The 4306-nt window shown below is 75.9% G+C and carries 3 protein-coding genes; 1 reads left to right on the top strand and 2 read right to left on the bottom strand.

The genetic code is table 11. The features are described 5' to 3' along the window. Nucleotides 1-60: 60 nt before the first annotated feature. Nucleotides 61-1353, bottom strand: coding sequence for an HRDC domain-containing protein (locus O4U47_RS31080; RefSeq protein ID WP_270681574.1), 1293 nt, complete (start codon nucleotides 1351-1353; stop codon nucleotides 61-63). Nucleotides 1354-1513: 160 nt separating this feature from the next. Next, a complete protein-coding gene (locus O4U47_RS31085; RefSeq protein WP_270681575.1) occupies nucleotides 1514-2098 on the bottom strand; it encodes a DUF3000 domain-containing protein in 585 nt (194 codons plus the stop codon). A 299-nt stretch (nucleotides 2099-2397) separates the two neighbouring features. Between O4U47_RS31085 and hemE the strand changes: the two genes are divergently transcribed. Next, a complete protein-coding gene (hemE, locus tag O4U47_RS31090) occupies nucleotides 2398-3462 on the top strand; it encodes a uroporphyrinogen decarboxylase (RefSeq protein WP_270681576.1) in 1065 nt (354 codons plus the stop codon). The last annotated feature ends 844 nt before the right edge of the window (nucleotides 3463-4306 follow it).

Here is a 4306-nt window from a genome sequence, read left to right on the forward strand (position 1 = left end):
GGGCGCGACGACCTCCCGGCGGAGGCGGCGGGCCCCCTCGGGCCGGACCGTTGGGCCCACCTACTCCGCCTGGGAGCCGGCCTCCGCTCGCGTCAAGGCCTCCGCCAGCGCCTCCGCCGCGAGGCCGATCTGCCACTCGCGCGCGCCGTTCCCGCGCAGGTGCTCGGCGACCGCCCCGGCGTCCGGCCGCTCCGGCGGCGTCCAGGCCAGGCGCCGCACCGCGTCGGGCTGCAGCAGGTTCTCCGTGGGCATCACGACCTGCTCGGCGATCCCCGACACCGTCGCGCGCGCGGCCTCCAGCCGCCGGGCCGCCTCCGGGTCGCGGTCGTGCCAGCGGTTGGTCGGCGGCGGGCCGTCACCCGGGGCGCTCGGCTGCGGCAGCTCCTCGGGGCGCATGTCGCGGGCCCGGTTCACCGCCTTGATCCACTGCGGCACGTACCGCCGGGCCAGCCGGACCGAGAACGGCTTGAGCGCCCCCAGCTCCTGTGCGCTGCGCGGCATCGACGTCGCCGCCTCCACGATCGCCGCGTCCGGCAGCACCCGGCCCGGCGACAGGTCGCGCTCCTGCGCGATCCGGTCCCGCTCCAGCCACAGCTCCCGCACCACGCCCAGCGCGCGCTGGTTGCGCACCCGGTGGATGCCGGACGTGCGGCGCCAGGGGTCGGGACGCGGCTCCTTGGGCGGTGCGGCGAGCACGGAGGCGAACTCCTCGCGCGCCCACTCCAGCTTCCCCGCCTCGCGCAGCTCCGCCTCCAGGGCATCGCGCAGGTCGACCAGGACCTCCACGTCCAGGGCGGCATAGGTCAGCCAGTCCTCGGGCAGCGGGCGCACCGACCAGTCGACCGCCGAGTGCTCCTTGGCCAGGCGCAGCCCCAGCACCCGCTCGACCATCGACCCCAGGCCCACCTTCTGGTAGCCCAGCAGCCGCCCGGCGAGCTCGGTGTCGAAGAGCGCCGAGGGGCGCAGGTTGACCTCGGTCAGGCAGGGGAGGTCCTGGTGGGCCGCGTGCAGGACCGCCTCGGCGCCGTCGACGGCCGCGTTGAGCCCGGCCAGGTCGGGGCAGGCGACCGGGTCGATCAGCGCGGACCCCGCCCCCTCGCGGCGCAGCTGCACCAGGTAGGCGCGCTGGCCGTAGCGGTACCCGGAGGCGCGCTCGGCGTCCACCGCGACCGGTCCGGTGCCCTGGGCGAACGCCGCCACCGTGGCGCGCAGCGCCGCTCCGTCGGCCACGACCGGCGGCAGCCCCTCGCGCGGAGTGCGCAGCAGCGGGGCCTGGCCGCCGCCCTGCTCCGCCTCCTGTGTCGATCCGTCCGGTTCGGGGGCACCTGTCGTTGAATTCAGCACGTTCGCCACAGCACTACGGTATGCGCTCCCGCGAGCGAAGCCGCGTGCCGAGCGTGGCCGGACCAGGGCGCCCGCGCCCGGATCCGCCGTCCCGGCGGGCCTTTCCGGCGGAGGCGGAACCGGACGAAACACCACGTCGCGTCCGGTCCGCGGGCGGCCGGTGCGGGGGTCAGCCCTCCGTGGGGGAGCGCCGCGACGACAGGTCGGCCACGTCGGCGGGCGGCAGCCCGGAGGCGGCCGAGAGCAGCGCCAGCCAGGCGGCCATGTGCCCGGACAGGTCCTCGCCCTCGGGCGACCAGGACGCCCGCAGCTCCAGCTCCGTGCTCAGGCCCTGGTCGGCCTTGGCGGCGAAACCCTCCGTGGTGGCGCGGGTGACGGTGCCGCTGAGCACCCGGTGGTCGGCGCCGCAGGCCTCGAGGGCGTCGGTGAGCCAGCTCCAGGCCACCTGCCCCAGCAGCGGGTCGGCGGCGATCTCGCTCTCCACCTCGGAGCTGACATAGGCCACCACGCGGAAGGGGCCCGGCCAGTCGCGGGTGCCGTCGGGGTCGTAGAGCACGATGAGGCGGCCCAGCGCGGGCTCGTCGCCGCCCTCGGTGGCCACGCGGGCCGACACGGCGGCGGAGTGCGGGGCCAGACGGCGGGGGGCGGGGATGTCCTCGACCGTGATCTCGGGGCGGACCGCGGCGGAGCGCAAGCTCTCCACCGCGCGGCGGAACACGGGCGGCGCGTCGTCGACCCTACCGAGAGGGGGCATGATGGAAACGTCTGCCTTAATCATGGTCGTTGGGGAACATCCGGCGCGCGGACCGGCGGGCCGGGGGCGATCGCGGCGCGTGACGGGACCTGCTACCCGCCCACGGTGGCACGAGTCACGCCGCATGATGCGGCGATTCCCCGGCGTGTCGGGGTTTCGTGATGATCTTGGAATCCGGGGTGCGACGAAGCCGTTACGCCGACCCGTCCCGTTCGGCGCCGACCGGTCACCCTGCGTGTCCGGCCGCCGGAGGGCCCGGCGCGGCCGGAGACGGCCGCGCCGAAGAACCGGGCCGGGTCATGCCGGCCCCGTGTGCGTGGCACGATCGAGGGGTGACGCTCCAAGACTCTCCTTTCCTCCGCGCCTGCCGGCGCCTCCCGGTGGACCGCACACCGGTGTGGTACATGCGCCAGGCCGGGCGCTCGCTGCCCGAGTACCGCAGGGTGCGCGCCGACGTCCCGATGCTGGAGGCGTGCGCGCGCCCGGACATGATCGTCGAGATCACCATGCAGCCGGTCCGGCGCCACGGCGTGGACGCGGCGATCTACTTCAGCGACATCGTGGTGCCGCTCAAGGCGATCGGCCTGGACCTGGACATCAAGTCCGGTGTGGGGCCGGTGGTCGCCGACCCGATCCGCGACGCCGACGGGATCAAGCGCCTGCGCGAGCTGGAGCCCGACGACGTGTCGTTCGTCACCGAGGCGGTGGGCACGCTCGTGGGCGAGCTCGGCCCGACCCCGCTGATCGGGTTCGCCGGGGCGCCGTTCACCCTGGCGTCCTACCTCATCGAGGGCGGCCCCTCCAAGAACCATGAGCGCACCAAGGCGCTCATGTACGGCGAGCCCGAGCTGTGGAACGACCTGATGCGCCGCCTGTCGGTGATCACCCTGGAGTTCCTCAAGGTCCAGGTGGCGGCGGGCGCCGGTGCGGTGCAGCTGTTCGACTCGTGGGTGGGCGCGCTGAGCGCCGAGGACTACCGCGCCTCGGTGCTGCCGCACACCGCCTGGATCTTCGAGCGGCTCGGCGAGCTGGACGTGCCCCGCATCCACTTCGGGGTGGGCACCGGTGAGCTGCTCAGCCTGCTGAGCGAGGCCGGGGCCGACGTGGTGGGCGTCGACTGGCGGGTGCCGCTGGACAAGGCGGCCCAGCGGGTGCAGCCGGCGACGGCCCTGCAGGGCAACCTGGACCCGGCGGCGCTGTTCGCGCCGTGGGAGGTGGTGGCCGAGCGGGCCCGCGACGTGCTGACCCGCGGCCGCGCCGCCGAGGGGCACATCTTCAACCTGGGCCACGGGGTGCTCCCCAACACGGACCCGGACATGCTGACCCGCCTGACGGAGTTCGTGCACGAGGAGTCGCAGACCTGACCGGCCCTCCAGGGGAGGAGTCGGAGGAGCGGGGGCGGCCGTACGGCCGCCGCTCCTCCGTACGGAGGGGACGGGTGGGCGGGTGGCCTCCCTGGCCGGTGGGGGGCAGGGGCGCTGTTCTGCTTGGTGGGTGGTCGGGGTTCGGGTTCCATCCCCACCGTCTGTGGGTGAGTGGTCGTCGCTGCCTGGTGGGCCCACCCCACCCCAGGGCGTGCGGCGGTCCCGGTCGGCGGTCCCGGTCGGCGGTCCCCGTGCGGCCCCAGTAGACAGGCGGGCCAGCGGGTGCCCCGCTGACGGGCCCCGGCCGTCCGCCGGGCCCCTGGGGTGCCGGGTTGAGGGCAGCGACGACGAAGGTGGGCGGCCCTTGCGGTGGCGTTGTCGGCCGCCGGGCGTGTGTGTGGTCGGGGTGGTCGGCGGCGACGGCGCGAGCGGGGCGGTTCCCCGGGCCTGCTTGCCGGGCGCCGGGTTCCTCGCGGTGCGGGTGGGCGGCGGCTCGGCTGGTGCCCCGCTCCGGGCCCTGGCCGGGCGGCGGGGCACCGGAGTGCCAGGTAGACGGCGACGACAAAGGTCAGCGGCCCTTTCGGTGGCGCTGTCGGCCGCCGGGCGTGTGCGTGGTCCGGGTGGTTGGCGGCGACGGCGTGAGCTGGGCGGTTCCCCGGGCCTGCCTGCCGGGCGCCGGGCTGCTCGCGGTGCGGGTGGGCGGGTCGGCTGGTGCCCCGCTGCCGGGCCCCGGCCGGGCGGCAGGTGGCCGGGGTGCCGGGTGGAGGGCGGCGACGGCGGAAGCAGGGCGGTTCCCCGGCCCTGCTTGCCGGGTGGCGGGTTCCTCGCGCCCCGGGAAGGCGGC

This window comes from Nocardiopsis suaedae (assembly GCF_027706745.1).
In the GTDB taxonomy this organism is placed as follows: domain Bacteria; phylum Actinomycetota; class Actinomycetes; order Streptosporangiales; family Streptosporangiaceae; genus Nocardiopsis_A; species Nocardiopsis_A suaedae.